At 59.2% G+C, this 22,777-nt stretch carries 33 protein-coding genes; all 33 read right to left on the bottom strand.

Annotated features, from left to right (window positions below):
• Window positions 1–32: 32 nt before the first annotated feature.
• A complete protein-coding gene (locus F8N49_RS03715) occupies window positions 33–536 on the bottom strand; it encodes a lysis system i-spanin subunit Rz (protein WP_151550830.1) in 504 nt (167 codons plus the stop codon).
• On the bottom strand, window positions 533–1,066 hold the full coding sequence (locus tag F8N49_RS03710; RefSeq protein WP_151550829.1) for a glycoside hydrolase family 19 protein: 534 nt from the start codon (window positions 1,064–1,066) through the stop codon (window positions 533–535). The genes F8N49_RS03715 and F8N49_RS03710 overlap by 4 nt, the downstream gene beginning before the upstream one ends.
• 42 nt (window positions 1,067–1,108) lie before the next feature.
• Window positions 1,109–1,498 (bottom strand): tail fiber assembly protein, encoded by a 390-nt coding sequence (locus F8N49_RS03705; RefSeq protein ID WP_151550828.1) that lies wholly within the window; start codon window positions 1,496–1,498, stop codon window positions 1,109–1,111.
• Window positions 1,498–2,688, bottom strand: coding sequence for a hypothetical protein (locus F8N49_RS28185; protein WP_256675388.1), 1,191 nt, complete (start codon window positions 2,686–2,688; stop codon window positions 1,498–1,500). The genes F8N49_RS03705 and F8N49_RS28185 overlap by 1 nt, the downstream gene beginning before the upstream one ends.
• A gap of 11 nt (window positions 2,689–2,699) precedes the next feature.
• Window positions 2,700–3,299 carry a YmfQ family protein gene (locus F8N49_RS03695; RefSeq protein ID WP_151550827.1) on the bottom strand — a complete coding sequence of 200 codons (600 nt, stop codon included), beginning with the start codon at window positions 3,297–3,299 and terminating at the stop codon, window positions 2,700–2,702.
• Window positions 3,290–4,327, bottom strand: coding sequence for a baseplate J/gp47 family protein (locus F8N49_RS03690; RefSeq protein ID WP_151550826.1), 1,038 nt, complete (start codon window positions 4,325–4,327; stop codon window positions 3,290–3,292). Before F8N49_RS03690 ends, F8N49_RS03695 begins: the two co-directional genes overlap by 10 nt.
• On the bottom strand, window positions 4,317–4,715 hold the full coding sequence (locus F8N49_RS03685; RefSeq protein ID WP_151550825.1) for a phage GP46 family protein: 399 nt from the start codon (window positions 4,713–4,715) through the stop codon (window positions 4,317–4,319). Before F8N49_RS03685 ends, F8N49_RS03690 begins: the two co-directional genes overlap by 11 nt.
• A complete protein-coding gene (locus F8N49_RS03680; protein WP_151550824.1) occupies window positions 4,715–5,221 on the bottom strand; it encodes a phage baseplate assembly protein V in 507 nt (168 codons plus the stop codon). The genes F8N49_RS03685 and F8N49_RS03680 overlap by 1 nt, the downstream gene beginning before the upstream one ends.
• On the bottom strand, window positions 5,218–6,330 hold the full coding sequence (locus tag F8N49_RS03675) for a phage baseplate assembly protein (protein WP_151550823.1): 1,113 nt from the start codon (window positions 6,328–6,330) through the stop codon (window positions 5,218–5,220). The genes F8N49_RS03680 and F8N49_RS03675 overlap by 4 nt, the downstream gene beginning before the upstream one ends.
• 3 nt (window positions 6,331–6,333) lie before the next feature.
• Window positions 6,334–7,590 carry a DNA circularization protein gene (locus tag F8N49_RS03670; RefSeq protein WP_151550822.1) on the bottom strand — a complete coding sequence of 419 codons (1,257 nt, stop codon included), beginning with the start codon at window positions 7,588–7,590 and terminating at the stop codon, window positions 6,334–6,336.
• Window positions 7,591–9,663 carry a phage tail tape measure protein gene (locus F8N49_RS03665; RefSeq protein WP_151550821.1) on the bottom strand — a complete coding sequence of 691 codons (2,073 nt, stop codon included), beginning with the start codon at window positions 9,661–9,663 and terminating at the stop codon, window positions 7,591–7,593.
• 130 nt (window positions 9,664–9,793) lie between these two features.
• A complete protein-coding gene (locus F8N49_RS03660; protein WP_151550820.1) occupies window positions 9,794–10,090 on the bottom strand; it encodes a phage tail assembly protein in 297 nt (98 codons plus the stop codon).
• Window positions 10,087–10,434: a phage tail tube protein gene (locus F8N49_RS03655; RefSeq protein ID WP_151550819.1), complete on the bottom strand. Its 348-nt coding sequence runs from the start codon at window positions 10,432–10,434 to the stop codon at window positions 10,087–10,089. Before F8N49_RS03655 ends, F8N49_RS03660 begins: the two co-directional genes overlap by 4 nt.
• A gap of 59 nt (window positions 10,435–10,493) precedes the next feature.
• Window positions 10,494–11,990 (bottom strand): phage tail sheath subtilisin-like domain-containing protein, encoded by a 1,497-nt coding sequence (locus F8N49_RS03650; protein ID WP_151550818.1) that lies wholly within the window; start codon window positions 11,988–11,990, stop codon window positions 10,494–10,496.
• Window positions 11,990–12,196, bottom strand: a complete 207-nt coding sequence (locus F8N49_RS03645) for a DUF2635 domain-containing protein (RefSeq protein WP_151550817.1) — start codon at window positions 12,194–12,196, stop codon at window positions 11,990–11,992. Before F8N49_RS03645 ends, F8N49_RS03650 begins: the two co-directional genes overlap by 1 nt.
• Window positions 12,193–12,783, bottom strand: coding sequence for a hypothetical protein (locus F8N49_RS03640; RefSeq protein ID WP_151550816.1), 591 nt, complete (start codon window positions 12,781–12,783; stop codon window positions 12,193–12,195). The genes F8N49_RS03645 and F8N49_RS03640 overlap by 4 nt, the downstream gene beginning before the upstream one ends.
• Before the next feature lie 20 nt (window positions 12,784–12,803).
• The gene (locus tag F8N49_RS03635; protein WP_151550815.1) at window positions 12,804–13,325 is read right to left on the bottom strand and encodes a hypothetical protein; all 522 of its coding nucleotides are present in this window, start codon (window positions 13,323–13,325) and stop codon (window positions 12,804–12,806) included.
• A complete protein-coding gene (locus tag F8N49_RS03630) occupies window positions 13,318–13,680 on the bottom strand; it encodes a phage head closure protein (RefSeq protein ID WP_151550814.1) in 363 nt (120 codons plus the stop codon). Before F8N49_RS03630 ends, F8N49_RS03635 begins: the two co-directional genes overlap by 8 nt.
• On the bottom strand, window positions 13,681–14,166 hold the full coding sequence (locus F8N49_RS03625) for a phage gp6-like head-tail connector protein (RefSeq protein ID WP_151550813.1): 486 nt from the start codon (window positions 14,164–14,166) through the stop codon (window positions 13,681–13,683).
• A gap of 15 nt (window positions 14,167–14,181) precedes the next feature.
• Window positions 14,182–14,418 carry a hypothetical protein gene (locus tag F8N49_RS03620; RefSeq protein WP_151550812.1) on the bottom strand — a complete coding sequence of 79 codons (237 nt, stop codon included), beginning with the start codon at window positions 14,416–14,418 and terminating at the stop codon, window positions 14,182–14,184.
• Between the two features lie 52 nt (window positions 14,419–14,470).
• Window positions 14,471–15,724 carry a phage major capsid protein gene (locus tag F8N49_RS03615; RefSeq protein ID WP_151550811.1) on the bottom strand — a complete coding sequence of 418 codons (1,254 nt, stop codon included), beginning with the start codon at window positions 15,722–15,724 and terminating at the stop codon, window positions 14,471–14,473.
• A 9-nt stretch (window positions 15,725–15,733) separates the two neighbouring features.
• Window positions 15,734–16,435 carry an HK97 family phage prohead protease gene (locus F8N49_RS03610; RefSeq protein WP_150743303.1) on the bottom strand — a complete coding sequence of 234 codons (702 nt, stop codon included), beginning with the start codon at window positions 16,433–16,435 and terminating at the stop codon, window positions 15,734–15,736.
• The gene (locus tag F8N49_RS03605) at window positions 16,432–17,769 is read right to left on the bottom strand and encodes a phage portal protein (protein WP_151550810.1); all 1,338 of its coding nucleotides are present in this window, start codon (window positions 17,767–17,769) and stop codon (window positions 16,432–16,434) included. The genes F8N49_RS03610 and F8N49_RS03605 overlap by 4 nt, the downstream gene beginning before the upstream one ends.
• Window positions 17,762–17,926, bottom strand: a complete 165-nt coding sequence (locus tag F8N49_RS27860; RefSeq protein WP_178116888.1) for a hypothetical protein — start codon at window positions 17,924–17,926, stop codon at window positions 17,762–17,764. The genes F8N49_RS03605 and F8N49_RS27860 overlap by 8 nt, the downstream gene beginning before the upstream one ends.
• Window positions 17,927–17,932: 6 nt before the next feature.
• Window positions 17,933–19,660 (bottom strand): terminase large subunit, encoded by a 1,728-nt coding sequence (locus tag F8N49_RS03600; RefSeq protein WP_151550809.1) that lies wholly within the window; start codon window positions 19,658–19,660, stop codon window positions 17,933–17,935.
• On the bottom strand, window positions 19,661–20,149 hold the full coding sequence (locus F8N49_RS03595; protein ID WP_151550808.1) for a phage terminase small subunit P27 family: 489 nt from the start codon (window positions 20,147–20,149) through the stop codon (window positions 19,661–19,663).
• Between the two features lie 149 nt (window positions 20,150–20,298).
• Window positions 20,299–20,682 (bottom strand): HNH endonuclease, encoded by a 384-nt coding sequence (locus F8N49_RS03590; RefSeq protein ID WP_151550807.1) that lies wholly within the window; start codon window positions 20,680–20,682, stop codon window positions 20,299–20,301.
• Window position 20,683: 1 nt separating this feature from the next.
• Entirely contained in the window at window positions 20,684–20,965 is a 282-nt protein-coding gene (locus F8N49_RS03585; RefSeq protein ID WP_071171687.1) for a phage holin family protein, read from the bottom strand.
• On the bottom strand, window positions 20,966–21,340 hold the full coding sequence (locus F8N49_RS03580) for a putative holin (protein ID WP_151550806.1): 375 nt from the start codon (window positions 21,338–21,340) through the stop codon (window positions 20,966–20,968).
• A gap of 151 nt (window positions 21,341–21,491) precedes the next feature.
• Window positions 21,492–22,055 (bottom strand): hypothetical protein, encoded by a 564-nt coding sequence (locus tag F8N49_RS03575; protein WP_151550805.1) that lies wholly within the window; start codon window positions 22,053–22,055, stop codon window positions 21,492–21,494.
• 3 nt (window positions 22,056–22,058) lie between these two features.
• The gene (locus F8N49_RS03570; protein ID WP_256675387.1) at window positions 22,059–22,250 is read right to left on the bottom strand and encodes a hypothetical protein; all 192 of its coding nucleotides are present in this window, start codon (window positions 22,248–22,250) and stop codon (window positions 22,059–22,061) included.
• 17 nt (window positions 22,251–22,267) lie between these two features.
• Window positions 22,268–22,585: a hypothetical protein gene (locus tag F8N49_RS03565; RefSeq protein ID WP_151550803.1), complete on the bottom strand. Its 318-nt coding sequence runs from the start codon at window positions 22,583–22,585 to the stop codon at window positions 22,268–22,270.
• Window positions 22,582–22,776: a hypothetical protein gene (locus F8N49_RS03560; RefSeq protein WP_151550802.1), complete on the bottom strand. Its 195-nt coding sequence runs from the start codon at window positions 22,774–22,776 to the stop codon at window positions 22,582–22,584. The genes F8N49_RS03565 and F8N49_RS03560 overlap by 4 nt, the downstream gene beginning before the upstream one ends.
• Window position 22,777 lies beyond the last annotated feature (1 nt).

The raw sequence follows: 22,777 nt of genomic DNA, 5'->3' as shown, positions 1-22,777 counted from the left end.
GAACTACTCTAAGTTCTGGTGAGGCATTCATTTCAGTTCGATAGAGTTCTGATGTAGCTTTGGCAAGCCTGCAGCGCTATCAGTCCACGATCGCCGGCGTCGGTGATGGCGACAATTCGTTGAGCATGCGCTGGGTCAAGTCTGGCGCGTACGGTTGCATGATCCACGCCGCCGGTACCGGTGGCTTTTGGCACGTCACAGCCACTGGCTGAATCCGCGTCGACGAGGATTGACAGCCGCAGATCAGCAGTGGCAAGGCGATCGCGCAGGCGATCTTGGTTACGTTGGGCATCACTCAGTTTCCTGTAATGGGTTTGCTCACTGGCAGCCAGCTTCTGTTCGAGCGCCAATCGTTTGGCCTGCTCGGCCTTCTGCGCCTCGGTGCCGGCCGTGGCAAGCTGGTTCAGCGTCTCGCCGTTGAGCTTGGCCTGCTCGGCGAGCTGCCGGCCGTAGCGCCAGTCCTGAAACTGCCAGGCGCTGCCGAAGCCGGCGAGCACCAGCAACACCACTCCGATCAACCGCCACGGCACGTTCACGCCAGCACCGCCCGCGCCTTCTCCCACAGCGCCAGCCGATCCGCCAAGCCGTTCAGCCCGCCATTGATACGCCGAGTGATGGTGTTGAACTCGTCTCGGTCGGCCAAATCGTTCAGCCCCTTCTGCTTCCAGAACCACGCTGCCGACATCGCGGCATGCTGAGGCAGCTCGAGCAGCTCGGGGTGATTGATCAGGTCAAGGCCCAGCGCTTCCCCACACTTGGCGTAGTTCGCCCGGCCAGTTATCTGGATCAGGCCGCGCCCGCAGTACTTCCGTCCATCTCCCGGAACGGTGTTGCCCAGGTCTTGGCGTCCCTCATAACCGCGCTGGGCGGAGGTCGGCCCCCAGATCTCACGGACATAGCGCAGCTGGCCAGACTCATGGCCGATCTGAGCAATGAACGCAGCGGCGCGCTTGGGACCAACGATCTGGTAGTGCTGCGTGGCGGTGTTCAGGGCGGAAACAAAAACGCCCGCTTGGGTGCGGGCGTTCGGAAGGATCTGCAGCAACTGCTGCTGGGTGATCGGCATGTTTTTCTCCAGGCAAAAACCGCAAATAGCGGCGGCGCAGTTTTAAGAAGGGGTCGCCGGCCAGTCCGGATTGAAGGCTGTCAGATCAACGATCTTCAATGCCCGCGAATAGGTTTGCCATGCCTTGGCAGCCGCTGTTTCCGCAGCAGTGGCGTCACCAAGCTGCAGAGATATCAACAGCGGCGTCATAGCAACGGATGCTTGTTTGCTTAGACCAATGAACGTGTCCGTGTTGGCCGCCAGTATCTCGGACGGTGTCGGTGGCACAACTGGAATCGGTTCATGATCAGCAACAACCACCTCCCCCGAGTCAATGGCACCCAGCAGCGCTGCCCACTCCTCGGGAGTTTCGTTTTCTGTGCATTGGAACGGCATTCCGCGATAGGTGCACACCACGTTGCCCGTCGCGTCATAAGCGCAGTCTGTAAACATTATTGAATCCTCCAGCAGAATCCATACCAGTATTGAGCAGCCACGGCAGTAGCGATAATCGATCCGCCCGCAGCTACCCCGCTTAAAGGTGGCACCGCTGTTTGTTGCGCCCCAGAAGATGTAAATGGGATTGCAAAATACGCCCACGTCCCTCCCGCTGGGAGAGAGTAGGCGGTATTAACGGTGCCTATGTTTGTTTGCCACGCTCCTACACCAGCACCGCTTATAGGCTTTGGAGCCAACCCTGCGTAGGTAGTAGAAAATGGAAGCTGTTCGCTACCTGAAACTGCTATCCAAGCGTTGGAGGCTGGAGATTTTTCCACCGTTAGCGTTCCGCCTGGGCGGATGGTGATGGATGACACTGATGCGTTTTGATTTACGAAGACAGCATCTGAACCGGAGCACAGCAAATTGAAATTGACCCCAGCACCAGACCAGATCGTAAAGCATGTTCCATCAGGTACACTTGATGCGGAAGGGAGCGTCATGTTGCCGGAGTAGGCGCCTGTACAATCGATTAAAGTGCCGGCCATGGCTGCGGTTAAAGTTTGCGGACCGGTAGCGAATACAGTTGTGGCAGAAAATTGAGCACCGATTTTTTTAACAAACGCGGTTGTTGCCAACTTTTGTGAATTATCGAACTGTTGCGCAGTGCCACCATAACTTCCGGCGGATAATTGACTGCTGCCGGCTGTACCAGCAATGATGACCCAGGCGCCACCGGCTACCGATGCGTTGTACTGAAGCCAAACATCTCCCGTTGCGGCAATCTCGCCGCCCTGCAAGGCAGCATGTGCGCCGCCAACGATTGCTTTAGCGCCGAGCCCGTTCGGATTGAAAGTAGCAGCGCCGGTGTTGGTGGAGAGGGCCTTAAATTTGAGAACCATTCCGTCTGCAAGCGAGGTTATTGCAGGCGCATAAGTCGCCGTGATTGCATTGGCGCTGCCAGCGCCTAACGCATATTGCGCTTGACTGACCAGAGATAGATTGCTAATTGCCAGCAGAAGTTGCGCGTTGTTGAGTTCGTCAGGCACTAATCCCGCCGCAGTCAAAACATTAATGATTTCTTGCGTGACTGCGTTCCCCCACTGCGCCGGAATCAAGGACCCTGGAGTGCCCGCCAGCGGGTCCTCATCAACGAACTTGCCACCTACCAACCCAACGCTGGGCACGCTCTTTGGATAATCCACAGTTTTACCTCTCAGTCGTAATTTATATGTACTACGGTGTGCGCTGGCGATGGACGCCGGATGGTGCATTCGAGCGGATCACCCGGATTTACACCGAAGCGCTCTCCCCAGTAGCTGACACCAAATCGCCTACCCTGCCGCTGACGACCACCTGTGTTCAAGGTCCACAAGAACTGTGCATGCCATGTACCAAAATGTGCGGAGCCGAACCTTGATCGACCGAAACGTGGCGCGCGATGCTCTGTGATAGTGGCGTTCGGATAGCCTTGGCTCACGGCTATATCTATGAAATACGCCCTGCTCTGCCCACCGACCTCGACCAAGCGCCGGCGCACTGCCAAGCGACGGTCCTCGAACGCGGGGTTTGGCCCCAAGCACGGGTCAGGCAGATTCATCACAGCCTCCCAGTCCGGTACCAACTCGCTAACGCTGACTGGGTCCATTTCGTTCAAAAGGTCAACAGCCCGAGCATCAAGCCGAGAGAACTCCAGAGATACACCCGTCAGTACAAGATCAATTTCGGGCACCAGTTCTGGATCCCAGGCTGGTCCCAAGGGAAGCAGACCGCGCAGTTGTTGCCGATACTCTTCAGCCGTCCGCGCTATAGCCATGTGATGCCTCCGAAAGTCAGCAACTCATTCGCCGCGGCAGTAACGTTTGCGGCCGGCACCGTCAGCGCGTGGTCTGTTTCGCCGGCGGCGCCGCTGATCGCTTCGCGAATGTGGCTGATCAGCAGCGTGTCGCCCAAGCCAGCCTCGCGATCGTGTAGATCCTTCAGGCTGGCCGTAATCGCAGCGCGAACCGCGGTGGTGTCTGGCACTGGGTGGATGCTGTAGAGCACCGGCTTTTGCGTTGGGGCAAGAACGTGGAGTTCGGCGGTGACTGGCCGCAGTGGCTCGATGTAGTCCTTGATTTCCTGTAACTGAGTAGGATTGGGCACTGGCACCGGATCGTTGTCCCGCATCACAAAGAGCCCGACGGTGCCCGGCCCCAGATAGTTGCCGCGGCACCATGCTCGGGTGACGCCGGGAAACTCCAAAGCCCACGTCTCGTAGTCGTCTTCCGATCCGCCGTGCGGGATAACCCGGTAGGAGCGGATGACCCGCGCGCGGAGCGATTCGATGCTTTCCTTTTCAATGCCGCCCGAGAGTCCTGGGGCGATGACGGCGAAAGCATTGGTCACACCGGCCACCGGCTGAACCAGTGTTAGCTGGAGCCCGGCATCAGCGTTACCGAGGGCGCCCGCCGTAACCGCCTCAATCGTGGTCGTGTTGCCCCCTGCAACAGTGGTAACGCCGGTGGTGACGCGGTACATACGGCCATCACCAGCCTGAAGCACCACATCCACGTCCAGCACGGCACCGGCGGCAGCGCTAAAACTGACGCTGCCTTCCGCTGGTTGAGCAGCATTGCGTGGACGATTGAGGCGCAGCGCCGCAATGCGCTCGAGCGTTTCCTCATCCGCCTTGTCAGGCAGGATCTGTTCGGCGATCCAGTCGAGGTAGCCGTACAACCCATAGGCTGTGCCGCTCAGCGTGCGCGCCAGCACTTGCGCATCGGAGCGGCGCAGCGCATCGCTGGCCAGATCGCTTTGCGTGCGGCTGATGAGCACCGGCAGTGAAGGTGTTTCAAACGGCATAGATCACCTGGTAGGAAGAGATGGGTTTGATTTCGATGCGGTCACCGCCGGGCACCGTAAGGATGACCGTCAGGTTCAGCCGGCTGATGTCGGCCTTCTCGCTGCTGACCTCGATTGCGATTGCGTGGCCATCGTCAAGAAGCCAGCGCAGGGCTTCGTTCGCATAGAACTCCGCGTCGCGCTGAGTTGCGTCTGTCAGCTTCACTCGTCGCAACAGCCACAGGCGCGAGCCGATGCGGTCGTCAGCGATATCCGGGTAGCTGTCGCCCCACCAGCCGAAGAGTTCCTCATCGTCTACGGGGTCATCGGTCAGCGCTCGGCGCCAGGTAAACAGACTGATCAGCACGGCGCGGGTCAGGGCTGATTCACGATCATCAGAAAAGATCATCAGGCCCCCGCCGCGGGTGGCCCGCTGTTTCCGCTGCCCGCCTGGACATTGGTGTGGACGTGAAGAATCTGGCTGACGCCGCCGGCGACCTGATCACCAGTCGAGACGATTTTCCCCGTCTGGTTGATGACCGGCGTGTCAAAGTTCACCGCGGTGGTCGCCTTGATGTTCAGCGTGGCGGTTTCAATATCGATGATTCGGCCACGCTTGAAGTGGATCTTGTCGCCCTCATCCGTGTAGATGGCCACCTCGCCCGGCTCCAGCGCCGTGATTCGGTACCGGCGATCAGCAGCAACCACGACGACTGCGTGAGACCGATCACCGCCGAGGAACATTGTCAGCACCTCGGCGCCCGGCAGTGGATTGCTGGTCAACCCGTATGGCTCGAAGTGTTCGACGTTGTCCTTCAGCTCGCCGGCGGTCAGCCTCACCTGCAGCGTCTGCATCATCTTCCCGGCTGCCGCCAGCACCACGGTGCCGCGCGCCATCATGCTTTTCAGGCTCATTTTTTCGGCTCGTAGTCTGCGGGGATGAGGTATTCGAAGTTGTCGGCCTTGCCGCCTTTCTTCAACTTGCGATCCTTATGCGGATCATGCGGTTCTGGCTCGAAGCCGTCCGGCGGACCGACCTCCAACTTGGTGATCTGCCCACTGTCGGTGAGCGTGTAAGTCACCCGGGCAATGAGCATGATGCGATCAAAGCCCAGAATTGGGTCGATGACCCGCACCAGCGAGTTGTGTTTCCACAGCGCGCCGTTCGACTGACGCCAGCCCTGCACGGTGTAATTGGTGGTGAGCGCTTTACCCATGCGCGTGCCGCGTTCCCAGTTCGCCCTGGCCTGCGCCAGCTCGTTGGTCATCTGGCCGGATTCCTGAATGATCATGACGCGCTTGCGACCAACGCGCGGATCCGCCACCAGCGCCGACACCTCGGCCGCCTGCTCGCCGAACTCGTCGTCGGTACCGCTCTTCTGGCCGAGCACCTGGTATTCGGAAAAGACCGCCGAGAAGTCGAGCGCGGCATCACCGGTCAAGATGTTGTTGCCGACTTCCAGCGCATCGAATGCCCGGACCTCGCTGCCGGGCTTGGCGAGCACCGCCATGCCCTTGGCGTCATCGGTGGAGAACACACGGAACAGCGTCAGCAGGCGGTCGATGGATTCGAAAACGGTTTCGCCTGGCTCGATCGTGTGGTCTGACAGCTTTGCCCCTTCCGGGATCTCGCTGCGCACACGAACACCGTACGGCGACGCCAGCGCCCTGACGATTGAAAGGACGCTTTGGTTGTTCCACTGCCCAGGCTTATTGATTGCCGCACAGTCCACCAGGTCGGCGGTGAGGGAGCGGCCGCTGACGCTGGTGGTGATTTGCTGATGGTCGTAGCTGATCGGCGTGGCGAACACCCACCCGGTCAGGACCAGGTCATCACCGATCTTCACCTGGCACTTGGCGCCCTGCTTGATCGGCAAAGGCAACGGCTGGCCTGGCCATTTCCATGTGATGTTCAGCGTGAATGATCGAGCCTGATCCTCAAGCCCGGCGGTGATCTCTACCGATTTCCAGCCGAAGTAATCCAGACCGTCAACCGTGAGGCTGACAGCGTTGACGTCTTCCATGGGTTACCTCTGGGCTATTTTGATCGGCCGGGCCGGCACGAACCCGGGGTGACGCAGGCGATTGCGCTGCACCACTTCGGATTCGCGAGTGGCATCACCGAAACGACGGTAAGCCAGCACCAGCGCCGACAGCGTTTCTGGCGGTGTGATTTCCACCAGGCGCACGCCCGATTCCGCAACGGCGGTCAGGTGTTTGACGATGGTCTGTCGCAGGGTGTTGAGCACCATGTAGTGCTCCGGATCGGCCTTCAAGGACGCCTGAAAGATTGCCTCGTTGAGGTTGTCGCGCAACTCGATCACATCGTCAGCCACCGGAACCTCCGGGCGCACGATCGGCTGCACAGCCTGCTGCTCGACCGAAGCCACCGTAGCCGTCGAAACCGGCTGAGACGCCACCGGCATTTCACTGATGATCAGCGCAACCTGAACCAGCAAAGCATCCTGCACCAGGTTGGCAGTGGCTTGGGAAGCCGCCGCCGCATCGACACCACCTGAATCGCTGACAGTATTGATGCTGGCCACGGCCTCGGTTTGTTGCGTGGCGGTGGCCACTGAGTTCCGGTAGCTCGAACCGGAGTCGTCACCCAGGTAATCGTCGACCGAAAACTCACTGAAGTAGCTGGAGAACAGCGACGACAGTGAATCGGGCGCATTCATCAGTGACTGCACGAAACCGGTCAGGTTGGTGAAGGCACCGATGATGGTTGAGAACTGCTGCTGGATCACCGTGTACACACCCGACAGGCTGTTGCGCAGACGTGCCAATCCCAGACGGGCCTGATCCACTTTCGCCATTGCCGACTTGTACCGGTCCAGCGCGGAATCCAGCAGGCTATCGGAGGCCTTCACCACCTGCTGCTGGGTGTTGACCTTCGCTGTCGGAAACTTCAGTGGGATGTCCGGGTAGAACGTTACCGCGAACGCCGCCATGCCGCCCTGCTTGAAGTCGTGCGTAAGCTCGGCCTCACCGGCCTTGACCTGCATGCGGCCGAGCCAAGGGTGCACCAGCTCGCCAGCGCCTGGCGTCTGCACGGCCTCCATGAATTTATCGCGGCGCTCGAAGCAGTCGTCACCGATGATCCAGCAGACGAGCCGGTGAACCTGCGCCTGTTTGCCCATTTGCTCGGAATAGGGCTCATCGCGCTGAGGAAACTCATGCAGTTGCACTTTCATGCCGACCGGCACCGAAGCCTGAGGGATCAAGAAACTGATCCCCCGGAACGACGCCGGCAGCATTTGATCACGCCATGTCTGATCCATTTATGGCCTCATCACACCCACGGTGCGGGTGCCTACGTTGGGCTTGATGTTCAGCCCCGGCTGATTGGTTTGTGGCTTGTCGACCTGAAGGCCGGGCGGCGGATTCTCGAAGCGCATCACCAGCTCGCCCTGGAGCTTTGGCTGACTGGCAGCCATGGCGTTCTGAACGAGCGAGTCCCCCTGCGGTGACCAGCGCTCTCCTTCAGGCCTTGGTCTCAACAGTGTGCCGTCGCCATTGCCAGCCCGCGCAGGCGCCACCTGCATGGTCAGGTTGTTGACGGCATCGGTGGCGGTATTCACCGCACCATCCATGCCGGCATCGCCCACCATGCCGAATGCGCCCATGATCGATTTCACCCACCCGCTGATCTTGTCCCAGGCATCCTTGAACCACTTCAGCGCAGGCTCCCAGTTTGCAATCAGGGCGCCGGCCGCCATGGCGATCAGGCTGGCAATCAGGATGAACGGGTTGGCTTTCGCCACCAGGTTGAATATCCGGGTCGCTACCGTCGCGGCCAACACCGCGCCCCTCACCACAACCAACGTCGCGCTGAAGATTTTCCCGGCGACGGTCGCGGCCAGCATGGCAACACGCATCGCTAGAAAGCCAGCGGCCGCACCCATCAGGCTCTTCGCCAGAACCGGGCTGGTCTGGGTGAACTTGTCCCACGCCAACTGCGCGCGCAGGGCTACTGCCTTGATCAGGTTCCAGAGCGCCGAGAAGAACGGCGCCACCTTCTGCCAGTTCGCGATGAGTAGGCCCGCCGCGAGAGCAAGCCCGCGAATGATCAAGCCGACAGGAGAGATTTTCGTCGCTGTATCGAACAACTTCATCGCAACGATGGCGCCCATCACACCTAATTTCAAAACACCAAAGGCCAAGCCGGCACCCAAGATCCCCTTCACCAACCCGGGGTTCGCCGCGGCGAACTCCGAAATCTGGCTTACGATCGGCCCTAACAACGTCATGATTTCGTTGAGCGGCGGCAGCAGTGCGTTGCCGATTTCAATGCCCAGACGCGTCACTCGGTTGCGCATCAACTGCATGGCATTCGCCGTCGTCGCCGACCGGGCTTCATATTCCTTGCTCATCGAGCCGGCGAATTTGGTGCTTGCCGAAACGTCGCCGAAGCTCTTTTTCAGCATATCCAGATTTGTCAGAAGCGGAGCAATTGCCGCAATCGATTCAGATCCGAATAGCTGAGTCAGCAGGCCAGCCTGTTTCTCCGGCGCGACTTTCGATACCCGTTCGAGCACATCGAGCATCGTACCCTGAGCATCTTTTTGCATGCCTTCGGAAACTTTCTTCACGTCCAGGCGCAGCGACTTGAAGGCTTGGGTTTGCTCCTTGGTGGCTGCTTTGCCTTTAGTCAGCGCCAACATGAAGTTCTTCAGGCCGGTGGCCGCCACCTCACTCGGGACACCCACACCGGCCAGCGTCGCGCCCATTGCCGCGATTTGCCCAGATGCCAAGCCTGCGATTTTCCCCAAGGGGCCAATGCGGGTCACGATATCGGCAATCTGCGCCGCAGAGGATGGGCCGGTGTTGCTGAGGTAGTTGATCTGATCAGCCAGTTTTACAACCTCTGGCTGAGTGAGCTTGAACGACGTCCGCCACTTGGCCATCATCTCGCCGGACTGCTCAGCGGTCTGGTCAAAAGCGATACCCATCTTCACGGCGTCTTCAGCGAACTGGCGCAACTCGCCAGCCGCGAAACCAGCCTGCCCGCCGGCCGCGACGATCGCAGCGATGCCGCTGGCCGCCATCGGCATTTTCTCGGACAGATCGAGCACGTCCTTGCCCATGGCCTTGAACTGCTCAGGCGTTGCGAAATCGACCACCTTCTTCACATCGGCCATGGACGATTCGAATTCGATCGCCGCCTTGGTTCCCGCCACGAATGGGGCAGCGAACACCCCACCCTGCAACACATCTTGAAAACTGATCTTGCCCAGTCCCGAGCTTTCCATTTGCTTGCGAAAGCCCGCAACCTTTTTCCGGATGCCGCCCAGCATCGGCGACAGCTTGTCGACGCCGGTGATCAACGCCTTGAGCTGGAATTTATCCGCCATCACTGCACCTGCTGGAGATTATTGATTCGTTGCGCGTGCTCCATGGATTCGCGGAGCACGTCGAGCGGGCGAGCCAACATCAGTTCCGGATCCGTTTTCCAGAACCACGCCAGGTCATAAGCAACGGCGATCAGGTCGTGGATGGAGTCGACGCCGCACTCATGAAAAAACTGGCCACCGCCCAGCTCAGCGAGTTCAGGTCAGCCAGATCCAGCTGGTTGACCGACGACGGCGGAATGCCGGCGCAGACGGCGATGTATTTCGCGGCCACGTCCATGTCCAGGCTGACTTCTTCGTTCTTGTCGATCTTGTACGGCAACGCCTTGATGGCCCGCACTTCCTGCACCGTCGGACGGCGCATTGTCAGCTCGGTCAGCGGCTCGCCGTGAGCCTCGATCGCCACCTGCAACTTCACCACATCATTCATTGCCAGCTCCCTTTAACGCCATCGAATTGCAATTCAAGTGTGCCGTCGTCGCCCTTGAAGGAAGGCTCATCGACGAGGAACGCCCCCGACAGCACGTAGACCCGACCGTTGTTGAATTCACAGGTCACCGTCATGTCGCGGCCGTTGGCCAGCTTTTTGATCGGAAAACCCTGCGGCATTAGCGCGGTCATCTTCAGGTAAGGCGGGAGCTCTTCTTCCTTGAAGAAGCCGGGATAGATCGTCTCGCGTTTTACCTCCATCAGCGGGGCTTCCGCGCCACCCGTGATGGTCAGCTGCTCACCGTCTACTTTTACGTACGCGGTGCCGGCTACTTTTTCGCCCATGGTCTTTGTCTCCAGAATGAAAAAGCCCGCACAGGGCGGGCTGGGTGTTCAGTTGAGCGTTACGCCGCTTCGTCGTACTGGAGGCGGAACTGGTTGAGCAGCGCGAAGATGCGCAGGCCGTTGATGTAGTCAGGCGGGAACAGCACATTGACCCGGCTCGGGTCGTTCAGATCGCGCTCCACCACAAGGTGCTCGGCGAACAGGTCAGCGTTTTCCACATGACCTTCCAGCTCGAGCTTGGCGTACTGGGCGATCAGCTCGCCGCGGATGGTCGCCGGGGTCACGATCGGCTGGCCGGCGCCGAAGCGGGTGCCATCGCTGGCCAACTTGTGCCGACCGTACTTGCTGGTGATGACGCTCTGCATGCGGCGCACGATGAACGCCGACTGGTGCATGGTCTCGCTGTCCAGGTACGAATTGTCGGCCTGGCCATAGGCGTTCTTCTGATAGGTCGTGATCGAGCGCTGGATGCGCACGTAGCCGCCTTCGTAGTACGCAGTGGCAATGCCGTAGTTCAGCAGCGACTGGCGTTCGGTCAGGGTGAAGCGGTCACTGGCCGGTGCCGGATCGATACCAGGCATGCTGCCGCTCTGCGTTGGACGGCTGGCATCGGCAGAGATGAACACCGCCGTGCGAGCCGCAAGCGATGCCGCCACCACCCATACCGGTTGAGGCACCCCGGGTTCCACGCCTTGAATGGTCATGTGCTGATCGTTGCGCGCCTGCCCGGCGGCCACCAGCGTGCCGATGGTGCCGCGCTTGGCGGTGTACACATGGCCGAACAACTGTTTCGCCCAGCTCCAGCGGCCAGTGTTGTCGTCCATCGCATCCTTCCAGGCATTCAGCGTGGTCATGTCAGACCATGGCTGGCACAGGAATTCGAAAGGCTCATCACCGAGCGCCGCGATTGCATCGACCACATCCGGCGCGCCGGCACCCGCAGTCATCGCCGTGGTGACCACGGTCAGGCCTGCCGGTGTCGATTCGCCGTTGGATTTGCCGAGGCGGTTCATCTGAATGCTGATGTCGTTGCCGCTTTCGCCGGTCCATTTGCAGGTCAGCGTCACCACGCCAGCAGCGGCCGCCGCGGTGACGGGCAGGTCTGGTGTGGCGTTGATCTTCACGGCCAAGGCAGCGGCCGCGATCGTCGGGGTTGCCGCCGATGCCACCGCCGACTGGACGCGCACGCCGCCGATGTACAGGTTCATGAGCCCGGCCTCGGTAGCAGCGCCGGTGATGGTGATGGTTGCCGAAGCGGATTCGCCGGTTTCATTCTGGAGCGGCAGACACCAGACCTCGCCAATCGGATCGACCTTGCGCCAGGTCTCGTACATCGCAGCGAGCATCGAGCCTTGGCCGGCAATGCTCTTGGCGATCGCGAGGCTGGAGACCAGCACCAGCTTGCCGATGCTTTCGCTCTCGGCGTCGTCATTGACTTGCGCGACGATGAGGCGGCGCATCACGCTCGAAGCGCTGTTTGCCGCCGAACTATCCATCTCCGCATAGAACAGCGGCACACGGATATCGGCGGGGATGTTGCTGAATCCGATGGCCATTATTTGCCTTCCTCGATCAGCGCCGTTTTAACGGCTTTGGTGGATGGGGCTTCAACCGTTTTGGTTCTGACGTCACCGTCAGCCAGACGACGACGCCACCAGGCGTTGTCGGGAACTTCCCGACCTTCAACGGGCAACAGGTCGCCAGCCTCCGGATCGGGCACAGAGCGGCCAGCGGCCGGCACCACAGTGATGCGCTTGGTCATGGTGTTACGTCTCCAGTGAATGCAACTTCAATGCGCCCGTCAGGGCCAGGTCGTTTCAGGTTGGGATCTGCAGGGTCGATGCAGTCCATGTTGATGGTCGCGCCAGAAAACCCGGGCAAGCCGTCGAGCTCCCACTCCTGCCATGTCTCTGGCGGCTGGTCGGAGCGATTGCGGCCGAGCTGGAATTCGGAGAAGAAGGTGAACTGGTAAACCAACCGCGCCCGGCTGATGTGCAGCAAGGCGCCCTTCCCGTATTCGATTTCGGTGTACTCAGGCCCTGGCAACCAGCCAACAAGAGCGCGCCAGAGCTCGGCGCGAATGTCGTGCAACAGATCGTTGTCTGCCTGGCCACGCTCATCCGATGTCTTCAGCACGATCACTACATTGAACTGGTCGGTGATGTCCTGAATGACCATGTTCTGGGCCCTGCTCGGGCTGGCAGCGTCGGCCGTGGCGATCACATAAGCGGCCGGCAGTTCAAGCTGAGCGCTGTCGACGACAGAGTCCCAGTCGATGCCGCCCGCAATTCGACCGGCAAAGGTTGGGCACGCCAGCCGCAGATGGGCAACGATAGGATTCAATTTCATGCGGGTGTCCGGGGCAGCGATCAGCCCAGCGCGTTTGCGAAAGCGGTAGAGAGGATCGATTGAACTTGCGAAGCCGAGTCCTGCAGAGCGTCGGCCATGTAGTTGTCGCGTGGCTTGATGCGCCATTCGCCGGCGGCACGCTCAGCTACCGCGGCGGCACGGGCACCAGCAGCCCGCCGGTTTGATTTACCTCGGCCCTGCCCGGGTGCGAGCTTTCCGAGCTTGCGGCCCTTCTTCACACCGTAGTGCAGATAAACCGGGTAGAAATCTTCCATGGCGGAAGTTTTGGTAGGCGACACGCGAACCAGAAAACCAGACTTCGAGACCTTGAAAATCACCGACTCAACCGTGCGCCCGGTCCGGCTGGTGGGGTACCCGTCTTGCCCGCCACCCAAAACAAGATTCATTTGGGCCCGCTGCGCTACCAACAAGCCGGCCTTGCGCATGCCGGCGCGGATCTTCCGCTTATCGAAAGCGTCGCGCTGGAAATTGTCGAAGCCTTCGAAGTGAAGATAGCCTTCAACCGATGCTGAGTTAGGCATAGATGCCCCCTCCCGAGTTGATCAGTCCGAGCTCTTCGACCTCAAGCACAACGAATCGGCCACGGCCGTTCATGTCGAAGCCGCGCTTCACCCGATACAGGGTTTGCTGATGAACCACTTCATAGGCCGTCGTGATGCCAGTGCGAAAGCGGAGGAATATGCGGTGGGTGATCTTGTTGTCGGTCTGGGCGCTGTCTGTGTAGACGGCCGAACCGACAGGCTCAATCTTTGCCCATCGCGGGTTGAGCTCCGAGAACAGCGACTCCACGCCCATGTCCGCAGAGGGGGCATCATTTCGGCGGCGCAGCGTAATGTGCTTGTTCAGCTCGCCAGCGCCAGGTTCGCGATATGCCATTCAAACCCCCATCTGGATTCTGTCGGGCTGCAGTAGCGATCGCGAACCGTGTGGTAGCTCGATCACCGAGGACGTATTGATTCCGGTCACGGTATCCTCTCGGCTCATCCATAAATGACCAAGCGTAAGCAGGCAGGCCGCAACGATGGACTTGTTTATGACTATTCCGCGAGCAACCGCCGTGCAATCTCGCAACGCCTCAGAGAACACGAACTCTGCATCGGCAAACGCAGCGCAGCGGTCATCCCAGTTTTCAACAGCTTCCGCAGCCGTGACGGCCAGTTGATAAGCCGTGCGAGCGGCGAGGCGCGCTGCTGGGACCCCGGCGCGCGCAGAAGCCAAGGCCGCAGCGTCGGCATAAAATCGGCGCTGCAAAAACTTCTGTGCGGCGCTTTCAGCACTGTCGAGCTTCGACTGAACGTCAACGACGTCCTCGGACTCTGCCCGAAGGTGCTTCATCGCCAGATCGATATCGATGACGCTCATGTCTATCACGCCCCGTCAGGTCTTCGATTGTGGCGATTTCCCAGTCGACTTGTTTTTTGGATCAGGCGCTTTTTTGTTATCCGGCTCAACCGCTGCTTTCGAATCGTAATCTTCGATCAAGCCGTTCCGGTGAAGGTCACGAGCAAGCGATTCGTCGATTACGAGCTCTGCGCCGCGCTTGAGATACTTGTCGTCGATCCCCAACCCGTCTGCGTTGAACCCTTTTACGGTTTTTACAGTTACGTCTGGCATAAGTGTTCGCACCCAGTTACCCGGGCGCGTTCCTCTTAAGGGCGGAGAACGCTTAAGGAGCGTCGAACTCGCCGTGGACAAAGGATTCCTCGCGGTAAACCGCAAGAGCCAACCGCTCTTCTGCACGGATGGTGACCATGTTCGTGCGGAAGTTATCGCCGTCTTCGGTGGAAACTTCGACCGCGGCCTCTTCACGGTCGAATACTTGAGCGGCGATATTCATCGCGCCTACCAAGAATTCACCTTCCGGCACCGCGTTGCTGTCTACCACTGGCAATTTCCAGAGCCGCTGCGCCCCGCCCTCCTGGACATTGACCCAGATGTAGGAGCCGTTGGCGTCCTTGGTCAACTCGATGTCGGCCCAGTCAACCGGGTTCAGCGCGATCGCCGAAGCACGATATTCAGCGATGCGAACCTGCAAAATCGCACGACGCAGGGTGTCGATTTTGGTATCGCCAACCTTGCGAAGAGCATCGTTGAACGCGGAGGCCTGAGGAATCAAACCAAGCATGTTTCCACCGACACCATTGCCTGCGATCAACTGTTCTTCTTCTTTGTACTTCAGGCCGTAGATCGCACGACCATTGATGTAGCTCTGCAACAGCGGGATATCCGACAGCACCTGTTTGGACGCGCGAAACCAGTGAGCGATCGTTACAACATTGGTGGTTTTCAGACTGAAGGAAATATCAGACTGAGCTTTGGCCGCGCCTTCAGTCGCCTGAATAGCAGCCATGTTTTGGAAGCCGCTCTCCTGGACATATTCGATGGAGCTGGAGCTGGTCCGGCCTGGCATGATCAGATCGCGGATAACGAACTGACGATCAGGCTCGGCGAGCACGCCGGGTAAACGGGTAGGCTGAATACCGACGCCAACACCACCAGTCCCCGTAGTCGCGCTGGTGATATTGGTGACGGCTTTGCGGCCGATCCGAGCAATACCGCGGCCACGGGTTTGCAGCGCTTGGAAATCCTCTGAATCAGACAGCTCTTCACCGGCGGACTTTTGCTCGGTTGGGTCGTTGGCGGCGAAGCGTCGCGCCATCTTCTGCTCGATATCTTGCAAGCGATCTTGCAGACCCAAGCCATCCTTCACAAGGCCGTCGAGGACAGTTTTGGTATCAGCCAGGATGGTGCCATGTTCTTTGATTTCTTGGCTCGCCTTCTCGGCGAACGCCTTGATTTCCGTGTCGCGCTGATCAAGCAGGTCATTGACGGCCTTCAGCTGAATCTGGTCGCCAGCGTGTTCTTTACGCTGCATTTGACGATGCTCGGAGCGAGCGTCGTTGCTCATGACGTTGTGCATGGTGAATCCTCAAAAAGAAGGGAGAACCAGCGCCGGACGCGATTTAAGCGCCTCGACGATTTCGATGGCTGCCAGGTCGCCCTCGGACTCGCTCCGGAGCAAATGCTGCAGTCCGCGATTGGCAATCACCGCAGACTGAGTTTTCGAGAAGCCTGCCTCGCGCAGGAGCAGCTCAAATTCGGGCATCGAAGGCAGGCCGCCATGGGCAAGCTTCGATTTGATAGTGTCGGTACGCGCCTCATCGTTCGCCGGCACAGTGACGATCGAGATTTCCACTAGGTCGAGTTTGGTCAGCGTTCGAATACGCGTTTTTTCGTCGAACTTGGAATCGCGAACGTAGTACCCGATCGACAAACCAGTGATGGAGCGCGACTGCATCCCCCGCAAAGCGATGCGGGCATAGGGTGCGTCTGCCAGCCAGAGGTCGCCGGAACCGAACAGGCCGCGGTCATCCTCTTTCAGGCTCTCGATGTCCCAGCTGCCGATCGGCTCCCCGGTGCGGTGCTGCCACAACACTGGGAAGGTGCGGCTTTTAGCCTTCGCATCCGCGATGGATTCGAGAAAAGCCCCCGGCGCCACGACCTCGTTGTAGCTGTCGACAACGCCAAACACTGATCCGTATCCAGAAAAAAGGCCGTCGTCCCCGACAGCCTTCACGTCATAGTCGAATGATCGGTATTTCACCGCCACCGATTGGTCTTTTCGGTTCATTCAGAATTACCTTTTGGCTTGTCGTTGAGCCAATCAATGAGCGCTGAGCGCGCTTGCTGAGCATCGCCAGCGCCTTCGCCGAGTTTGTCGATCGGGAGCATGTTGGACTGCACAGTCAGTTTCGCCGCGTTGCCGCCATGGGGAGCCATGTTCTCTTTTATCCGGCAATCGTCACGGGTGTAGATGCCGTTCTGCGTCATCGAGCTGTAGAACGCAGCGCGCGCCGCACTGTCGGCGCGAAGCAGTCCTTCAGGATTGAACTTCGCGTAGAAACGACGGCGCTCGTCCGGCCGAAGCAAGCGGCGATTGATGCTCTGTTCGATGCGCTTCATCCAGGGCAACAGCGTGAAGCTGAGGAAGCCGAGCATTTGCTGCTCCATCCCCGTTCCCCAACTGGTGCTATTCGAGGTATGGCCAACCATCCATGGCGGCACACGAAACCAGCGACAGATCTCTTCGACGTTGAACGCTCGCGTCTGCAGCATCTGGGCATCTTCAGGTGACATAGACACCTGCTGATACTTCATCCCTGCCTCGAGCACCATCGTCTTGCCGGTGTTGACTGTGCTGGCGAACTGCGCAGCCATGTCTTCTCGAATATCTTCGCGCTGCGTCTTGTTCAAGATCGAATCAGTTGACAAGACACCGCCCAACTTCATGCCGTTGGCAAACATCTTGCTCGCCGACTCATCTGCGGCCATTGCAGCGCCGAACACGTTGCGCCCCATCGCGATGGGGCTCAATCCGCATAACGGGTCGGTTCCGAACCCCCGTGTATGCATCATTTGTTCGTCGAGCAGCGTATGAGATTTCCCAGTGCTATCGATGAATCGGTATTCGATTGAGCCATCACCCAACCGGCGCGGCGGCGAAACGGACTGTGGAAGCAAAAACTCGAGCGATGAAACGTCCTTCCCCACCCGCGTTGGTTCGTTGAAGCTGTTGCCAGACAGCAGCAGGCTCGCGACCACGCATTCCCAGAATTCGACAGGCGTCTGATCAGCGTTGGGTTGAACGCTAATCACCCGGTGAACCGGATGCGCGCTGGCCACTACCGGCACGCCTTTTTGATCTTCGTAAAGGGCGATCGGCAGTGTCGCCAAGGTCTCAGCAATCAACCGAACACAGGCCCAAACCGTAGACAGCTGCAGGGCTGTTTGCTGGCTGACGGTTTTGCCCGAAGCCGAATCGGTGCCGTAGTAACCGTTCCAGAAAGACGCATCGCCCAGCCCGATACGGCGCCCCACCCAACCGGCAAGCGAGGATCGCATAAGCCCAGGCTCGGCCGACTTGTGCAGCGCTTGGCGCAAAACTGCCTTGAGGGATCTATCCACCGGTCAACCCCTTACGAATGAACCCTGCCGCAATCAGAAAGGAAACGCCGCCAGCCACCAAAGCCCAGCCGAGGCCGGCGAGAACAAACACTCCAGCGGCGATAAGGCAGAACGCGACGATGGCCACGGCAATAAATAGGATCAGGCCTGTTTCCATGGTCAGTTATCCAACGATGATTGGTTTGGAGAAGAAGTCGCTGATGTTGCCGCTGCTGTCGCCGGCCATAATGATGACCCGCCCGACAGCCATGATCAGTGCGATCGCACCGTCAATCTTGTTGTCATCGCCCTGCTTGATCGGCCGTACAACGTCATTGTTCCCCGGAAGATTTTTACCAATGACGTTGCTGATACACCACGTCATGATCGGGTTGCCATCGTGGTGGAACCGACCTGACTCAATGGCCGCCTCAAGCTCTTTCATCGGGTCCGACATGTTCGTGTAGTTCTGCGTGATGGTGATCGGGCTGAAGCCTTGGTCATCCAGATCGTGCATCAGACCGGAAGCGCCGAACGGATCGATTGGGCATTCGCGAATGGGCGCCTGATGGTTGGCTTCTTTGGTGTCTTCGAGGATCTCCCGATAATCAATCTCGGCGCCTTCCGTGACATCAAGGTGCCGTGAGTTGATCCACGCCTGAAAGCGTTCCGACATGCGCTTGTTGTCGCTGTTGAACGCAGTGTCTTCTGGCACCCAGAACTTTGGCGCGACACTGTAGTAATGCGTCTTTCCATCGATCACGCGCCAGAACAATCTGGCGCGCGAGTTCATATCCAGCTTGCGCGCCAGGTCGAAGCCGGCGATCCATTCCTGGCCCTCAAACTGCTCCAGTGTCAGCGTCGTGTCTTCACACGCTTTCCAGCTTTCCATGTTGTAGAAGCCGGCCTTGGCGCTCACCCATAGATTGAGGTGCTTCGTTTTGAATGTGTTGGTGAACCTTGCCGATCGGATCGCGCGCGCCTGCTGGCTTTCCAGATACTCCTGGAACACAGACACCCCATGGTTAGGGTTGGCCTTGGCCAGCATCTTCGGATCGGTCCAGTCATCGCCCTCGTCCAGCGTCCATATCCAGCCGAACAGCTCGTCGTCTGGCACCGTGCCCTCGAGCATCTCGATCACTTGCCGACGTTTGTCGTAGCAAGGCCCTTCGATATCCGCACCGGCCGTGGTGATGATGAACATCAGCGGCTGCCGGCGTGCGCCCATGCCGGTGAGCATGGTGTCGTACTGAGCAGAGGTCGGGTGTTCGTGGTATTCGTCGACAATGGCGCAGCTCGGTGAGGCGCCGTCGCCAGGGTTGCCGATCAGCGGCTCGAACCGGCTGAAGTCGGACGGGATGTTCATGTTCGAGGCGTTGACCTCGATGCCCGCGGCCTGGATGAGCATCGGTGACTTGCTGACCATCAGTTTGGCAGGCCGGAAAACCTCCCATGCTTGCTTCTCAGTGGTGGCGCCCGCGTAGACCTCGGCGCCGAACTCACCGTCGGCAACGAACATGCTGATGCCCACGCCGCCCGCTACCACAGACTTGCCGTTTTTGCGTGGCACCTCCCAGTAGCTTTCACGGAAACGGCGATGACCGCCCTTCTTCTTCACCCACCCGAAGGTGACGGCAAGCCCGAACAACTGCCACGGCTCAAGGGTGATGAGCTGACGCTTGAACGCCCACTCGCCCTTTGTGTGGGGAAGCAGCTGGATCAGCTTTAGCTTTTTCTCAGCCTTGGCTGCATCGAATTTGTAGCGAAATCCTCGCTTGCGACTGGCCGCCAGGTCATCGAAGTGACGCTGGATCGCTTGGTGCACATACCGGCATGCCGGCACCTTTCCCCGAAGAACCGAGCGCCCCCAAGCCGTCGCCTTTTCGACGTTCGGCGTAGGGGACTTGGCCATTTAGGATCTCAGTAGTTGGGCGAATTCATTGGTTTGTTTTTCCTTGTTTCCACCGATCAGGCGCGAGCGGCTGGACGGATCAAGGCCGAGCATCGACCCGAAGGTCACCATCTGGCGCATCGCCTCGTTAGCCGCGGTCAGTGCTGGATTTTTCATCGGGCTGCCCTGAGCAGACTCAACAACGATGCCGTAGGTCTGCACAGATTCTTCGGCCAATCGCCACTTGCTATACGCGGTGCAAAACGCCTCCACGTTGTGAAGGTCGGTCAGGGCGATGACGTGTTCGCGTAGCAATTCCGGGACAACCATCTTCCACATGGTGGCGGCGATATCGCTCATCCACTCGGGCGGATCGATGTCTTTGGTGATTTCTGAAAACTGCGGTTCGGACGTGTTCAGCGCCCGCTTGCCGGGATTACCGGCCAGTGCTTTCTTGGCCGTTGGCTTGGGTTTGCGACCACGGCCGGCGACCGTGGCGGTGCCTCCCATCGCGCAACTCCTGATTTTTTAATTTCGCGGGCGTAAGAAAAAGGCTGGGCGGACGGTCTAGAAGCAAAAAGCCCCCGACTTTTGACCCTCCCCCACCCCTCTGGATGAGAATCCGTCTCGTTTGACCATTTTCCGTGCATTTCGCACGACTACCGCCTTGGATTGCCCCACCCACCGTCTTCCGAGGCCGTCTTCGTGCTGTGGCAGCTATGGCACAGCGACTGCCAGTTGCTGCGATCCCAGAACAAAGTCATGTCGCCCTTGTGAGGGACGATGTGATCCACGTCTGTCGCAGCCACGACTTCGCCGCGCCGATCATGTTCAGCGCACAGCGGGTGCTTGATGAGGAAGCCTTTGCTCGCCTTCTGCCACTTGTACCCGTAGCCACGCTGCGTGCTGCTCTCTCTCTGAGCGTCGACGCGTTTGGCTGCCGCAGCCTTCGCCAGTTCGGCATGGTCATCGCAGTAACGGGCATTGCGGGTCAGCGCCCGACAGCCAAGCGCGGTGCATGGCTTCTGGGGCCTGAGGGGCATATCAATCCACCTGAACGATTCGGGCAACGTTGCCGCGGGCACGCCAAACCAGAACGGCGGCCAACCCATAGAACGCCGTGTTGAACCACGACGCATCAGCGAACTCACCCTCGATCACCATACGGCCGACCAGGCTTACGCACTGCATGCCGGTGACGGCGCATGCAGCCCATGCAATCAGTGAGATCGAGAGCTTGTAGCGGGAGTTTGGATATGGGCTGTAGCGCAACCCGATCATGGTAAAGATGACCGCACATAGCGCGGCCTGAATGACAGCAGCCATTTAACTCTCCTTCCGTGCCCGGAGGCGGAAGAACCATTGCAGCCAGCGCGGCATCACGCCTGTGTGCATCCACTCAAGAATGCCGGTCGCGACTGCCACGCAAATTGCGCCACAGACGAACCCACTGAATCCGGCCGTTTTGGTCCAGGTGAGCCCCAAGAGTTCGGCAGAGCCGAAATAACCGCCGATCCAGCCGGCGAAGAGGTAACCGATACGGCGCCACGTTGGCATGGCGTCCGCTGCCACGACGAAGAGAAACGCTCCGCCGAATGCTCCAACAAGTGCTGACAGGTCAATCTGCGGGAAAGCTGCACCCAAGCCAAGGCTGGCGACCACACCAGTTACAGCGAGTGCGCCAGTGCTCGGCTCAGCCATGTGCCGCTCCATCAATAAAAGAGGCCTGCGCGGCCTGGGCAATGCCCGAAAACGAAAAAGCCCCGCTCGGTGGCGGGGCTTCGTGTGTCGTCTCTCATAACGCGCAAGATCGACATGATGGGGTTAATTTACGGCCAATTGGCCATCATGGTCAAGCGGCATCTACAAAGATTTGTTCCCGGTCGAAAATCTCGGTGGCATGGATCACCGCAGCCTCTTCCAGCTGCTCGAGTCGCTTGTGAATTCCACCACGCCAGTTACGACGGGTGCGCTCTGGCGAGCCGGCCAGATCCCAGGTGTTCATGTCGTAGAACTCGGCCGGCAGCACGATCATGTCGGTTGAACGCTTGCCCGACTCGACACCCTTCAGCTTCGGAATCGCCCAGGCCGTGAGCGCTTTGTAAATGAACAGCTCCGGTGCCGGAGAAGTCATTCGCGAAACGAGCCGGCCGATCGCGGCGACCTTGTTGGCCTTGTGGGTCGAATACTTGGCGACCAACACGTCCCACTGTGCGGGAGCGAGCTGGCGGTGCAGCAGCGCATATAAGCAGCAGTCGTAATCGAACTTGTCGCGGGGTGATAGGGAGCTGCCATTTCCGCCTTGGCGCAGATCGGCATCGATCAGCTTTTGCCAGGACTGCTTGGTGCTGTTGTCGATGTTGTCGGCAGCCAGTACGCGTACCAAGGTGCTCATCACGTCTTTATAAATGCCCATCGATTAATCCCCCTTGGCGGCAAGCGCCACCGAATGAAAGGCCCGGCGACCAGCCCTGCCAAGGATTTTGTCTTGGCATGAATGCATTGCGGTGCAAAATTCCTGACGCTCCATTGGATGTTCTATGGGCAATTTCAGGTATTCGTTCCAGGCATCTCCGAGCATCTGCGCGACCTTTGCTTCGTGCTCAGTCAACTCTGCTATCCGCATACTCAATCCCCCGTGTAATTCGATCCGCCGGCGCCGCGGCGGTTGTTCTGTTCGTAGTACTCGGATACACCCATGGGTGAGCCGGTAATTCGCCGATCGATCTGCTGGCACGCGATCCGAAGATTGAAGCCGAGCTGCGTGACCAGCTCTTGCAGTTCAAGCGCCTGACCGTTGTCGAATCGAACCCAGCCCGATGCGTGGCACTGGAGGCAGTCCATCTCATGGAAAACGCCGCTGATGACTGCCTTTCCCTTGCACGCTGCGCAGGGCGCCAATGGGATCACCTGCTTTTTGAATGCAGGTCCGTGCGACTTCTTCATACGGACACCATCAGGCGGCAGTGAATTGATCGGACATCAAGCCCGGCTTCGGGATCATGCGGGATCTCAAGTTCAAACCCGTCCTTCATGGTGATGATCAGGCGAGGCCTGCCGTTCTCGACGATCTTGATTGCCGCGATCAGCTTGGGATTTACAGCGAGGCCGGTGGCCGCATTGAGCAAAATCATCATT

The organism is Pseudomonas sp. GXM4 (genome assembly GCF_008923895.1).
Classification (GTDB): Bacteria; Pseudomonadota; Gammaproteobacteria; order Pseudomonadales; family Pseudomonadaceae; genus Aquipseudomonas; species Aquipseudomonas atacamensis.
Note: the sequence above shows the minus strand (reverse complement) of the source record. Positions and strands in the feature narration are given on the sequence as shown.